The 4,463-nt window shown below is 51.6% G+C and carries 2 rRNA genes; both read right to left on the bottom strand.

The annotated features are described in order from the left end of the window. Nucleotides 1–2,059: ribosomal RNA gene (locus HMPREF2749_RS00375) — 23S ribosomal RNA — on the bottom strand; the annotation flags it as partial. Between the two features lie 306 nt (nt 2,060–2,365). After that, a 16S ribosomal RNA gene (locus HMPREF2749_RS00365) occupies nt 2,366–3,892 on the bottom strand. Between the last annotated feature and the right edge of the window lie 571 nt (nt 3,893–4,463).

Below are 4,463 nucleotides of genomic sequence, written 5' to 3'. Positions count from 1 at the left end.
AAAAAAGGCTAACCAATCCTCTTAACCTTCCAGCACCGGGCAGGAGTCAGTCCGTATACATCGTCTTACGACTTCGCACGGACCTGTGTTTTTGATAAACAGTCGCTTCCCCCTGGTCTCTGCGACCCATACACGCTCCAGGCAGCAAGTGCCCATCACGCTCAAGGTCCCCCTTCTCCCGAAGTTACGGGGGCATTTTGCCGAGTTCCTTAACCATGATTCTCTCGATCGCCTTAGTATTCTCTACCTGATCACCTGTGTCGGTTTAGGGTACGGGCGGCTAAAACCTCACGCCGATGCTTTTCTCGGCAGCATAGGATCACCAAATCCCCCAAAAACAGGGTCCCATCACGTCTCAGGCACACAGCCGGCGCATTTAACAACCGACAACCCTACACGCTTAGACCACGACAACCATCGCGTGGCTTGGCTACCTTCCTGCGTCACACCTGTTAACACGTTTACCTCCAAAGATCGGGTCCCACAACCCACACAACACACAAACAAAAGCCTGCACATCATGCTTCGCATGGTTAGCATCACAATATCAGTATGGGCGGTTTTTCACCGGTACGGGAATATCAACCCGTTATCCATCGACTACGCCTGTCGGCCTCGCCTTAGGCCCCGACTAACCCAGGGCAGATTAACTTGACCCTGGAACCCTTGATCATCCGGCGGATGAGTTTCTCACTCATCTTTCGCTACTCATGCCTGCATTCTCACTCGCATAGCCTCCACCACTGGTTTACACCGCAGCTTCACCGGCTACACGACGCTCCCCTACCCAACAATCCAAAAAAGATCATTGCCACAACTTCGGCGGTGTACTTGAGCCCCGCTACATTATCGGCGCAGAATCACTTGACCAGTGAGCTGTTACGCACTCTTTCAAGGATGGCTGCTTCTAAGCCAACCTCCTGGTTGTCTAAGCAACTCCACATCCTTTCCCACTTAGCACACGCTTAGGGGCCTTAGTTGGTGGTCTGGGCTGTTTCCCTCTCGACAATGAAGCTTATCCCCCACTGTCTCACTGCTACGCTCTCACTTACCGGCATTCGGAGTTTAGCTGACGTCAGTAACCCGTGAAGGCCCATCGGCCATCCAGTAGCTCTACCTCCGGCAAGAAACACGTAACGCTGCACCTAAATGCATTTCGGGGAGAACCAGCTATCACAGAGTTTGATTGGCCTTTCACCCCTATCCACAGCTCATCCCCTCCATTTTCAACTGAAGTGGGTTCGGTCCTCCACGACGTCTTACCGTCGCTTCAACCTGGCCATGGATAGATCACTCCGCTTCGGGTCTAGGTCATGCCACTCAAACGCCCTATTCAGACTCGCTTTCGCTACGGATACCCCACACGGGTTAACCTCGCGACATAACACTAACTCGCAGGCTCATTCTTCAAAAGGCACGCTGTCACCCCAAAAGGCTCCAACGGCTTGTAAGCACACGGTTTCAGGTACTATTTCACTCCCCTCCCGGGGTACTTTTCACCATTCCCTCACGGTACTGATTCACTATCGGTCACTAAGAAGTATTTAGACTTACCAGGTGGTCCTGGCAGATTCACACGAGATTCCACGAGCCCCGTGCTACTCGGGTGGCCACACCACGGACAGAACAATTTCGATTACGGGACTCTCACCCTCTACGGCCGACCATTCCAAGTCGTTCACCTACCATCCTGAACATCATGCCGGCAGCCAGTTAGAACTGCCACTGTGACTCCCACAACCCCCATGATGCAACGCCTAACCGCTATCACACACCACAGGTTTAGTCTCTTCCGCTTTCGCTCGCCACTACTCACAGAATCATTACTTTATTTTCTCTTCCTGCGGGTACTGAGATGTTTCACTTCCCCGCGTTCCCCCCAACCAGCCTATACATTCAGCTGGCGGTAACTCACCATGAAGATGAGCCAGGTTTCCCCATTCGGAAATCCTCGGATCACAGCCCAGTTATCGGCTCCCCGAGGCTTATCGCAGATTCACACGTCCTTCATCGGCTCTTAATGCCAAGGCATCCACCGTGTGCCCTTAATAACTTACACACAATCAAGAAAAATAAGAATCTAAAATCAACAATCAAACCAACACCAAAGCATTGATTCAACGCAAATTCCAGAAGATGCTCGCGTCCACTATATAGTTCTCAAACAACAACCCACAACACAACAACAACACAAACAAAAACACTTGCATCATCACCATGCCAGGCAAACAAAGGAACAACACACACGTGTTACCCCAAAACCCAACAATGCGCCTCATCCAACCCAAAACCAACATTCCACCCATGAGCAAAACCACCCACCCGACACTCGCGGGTAGCATGGCCAACTAAATGTGCTCCTTAGAAAGGAGGTGATCCAGCCGCACCTTCCGGTACGGCTACCTTGTTACGACTTAGTCCCAATCGCCAATCCCACCTTAGACGGCTCCCTCCAAAAGGTTAGGCCACCGGCTTTGGGTGTTACCAACTTTCGTGACTTGACGGGCGGTGTGTACAAGGCCCGGGAACGTATTCACCGCAGCGTTGCTGATCTGCGATTACTAGCGACTCCGACTTCATGGGGTCGAGTTGCAGACCCCAATCCGAACTGAGACCGGCTTTTAGGGATTAGCTCCACCTCACAGTATCGCAACCCTCTGTACCGGCCATTGTAGCATGCGTGAAGCCCAAGACATAAGGGGCATGATGATTTGACGTCATCCCCACCTTCCTCCGAGTTGACCCCGGCAGTCTCCTATGAGTCCCCACCATAACGTGCTGGCAACATAGAACGAGGGTTGCGCTCGTTGCGGGACTTAACCCAACATCTCACGACACGAGCTGACGACAACCATGCACCACCTGTATACCAGCCCCGAAGGGAAACACCATCTCTGATGCGGTCCAGTATATGTCAAGCCTTGGTAAGGTTCTTCGCGTTGCATCGAATTAATCCGCATGCTCCGCCGCTTGTGCGGGCCCCCGTCAATTTCTTTGAGTTTTAGCCTTGCGGCCGTACTCCCCAGGCGGGGCACTTAATGCGTTAGCTACGGCGCGGAAAACGTGGAATGTCCCCCACACCTAGTGCCCAACGTTTACGGCATGGACTACCAGGGTATCTAATCCTGTTCGCTCCCCATGCTTTCGCTTCTCAGCGTCAGTTACAGCCCAGAGACCTGCCTTCGCCATCGGTGTTCCTCCTGATATCTGCGCATTCCACCGCTACACCAGGAATTCCAGTCTCCCCTACTGCACTCTAGTCTGCCCGTACCCACTGCAATACACGGGGTTAAGCCCCGGCCTTTCACAGCAGACGCGACAAACCGCCTACAAGCTCTTTACGCCCAATAATTCCGGACAACGCTCGCGCCCTACGTATTACCGCGGCTGCTGGCACGTAGTTAGCCGGCGCTTTCTCTGCAGGTACCGTCAATCTCTCTTCTTCCCTGCTAACAGAGGTTTACAACCCGAAGGCCGTCATCCCTCACGCGGCGTCGCTGCATCAGGCTTGCGCCCATTGTGCAATATTCCCCACTGCTGCCTCCCGTAGGAGTCTGGGCCGTGTCTCAGTCCCAGTGTGGCCGGTCACCCTCTCAGGCCGGCTACCCGTCGTCGCCTTGGTGAGCCGTTACCTCACCAACAAGCTGATAGGCCGTGAGCCCATCTATAACCACTACATAACGCTTTCCACCAACACCCCATGCGGAGATTGGTCGTATCCGGTATTAGACCCAGTTTCCCGGGCTTATCCCAGAGTTAAAGGTAGGTTACTCACGTATTACTCACCCGTTCGCCACTAATCCACCTAGCAAGCTAGGCTTCATCGTTCGACTTGCATGTGTTAAGCACGCCGCCAGCGTTCGTCCTGAGCCAGAATCAAACTCTCCGTTGAAAAAATAGAAAAGCTTGATAATCTGATCTCAAACAGCGAATCACACACGGGGGTGCGTGACTCAAGCTGACTAAATTTGAAACCATTTGATGATTATCAAATATCAATAAATATTTGGTATTAGTTTCAGTTTCCATCACCATAATGGTGATTTTATTGAACAAAGCACACTATTGAGTTCTCAAGCAACACACCGATTCAACACCTCAACTTACTCTTTCGAGAAGTCTTACCGTTGAACGGTCATTCATGTTATTTTCATTGTTACCGCGTTCCCGCGGCAACTCAATCAACTATACCAGCGTTTCGTTTGCCATGCAAATCCGTTTTCCGTGATTCACACCACAAAGTTTCTTTCCTAAACTCCTCCAACATCACCATCAGATGACCTGAGATTCTTCTAAGCAAGAAACCAAAACACTATACAATTGAAAGACAGTCAAACCGCTTCTGACTAGGAGAAACACCGAAGAAAACTCTTCGTTTTTTCCTCCTCGCCGCGGCGACTCATACAACTATACAGACCCCTAAACGCCCCTGCAACCCGAAAATGGGTGAAGTAGACCACAAA

This window comes from Rothia sp. HMSC075F09, from assembly GCF_001810515.1.
In the GTDB taxonomy this organism is placed as follows: domain Bacteria; phylum Actinomycetota; class Actinomycetes; order Actinomycetales; family Micrococcaceae; genus Rothia.
Note: the sequence above shows the minus strand (reverse complement) of the source record. Positions and strands in the feature narration are given on the sequence as shown.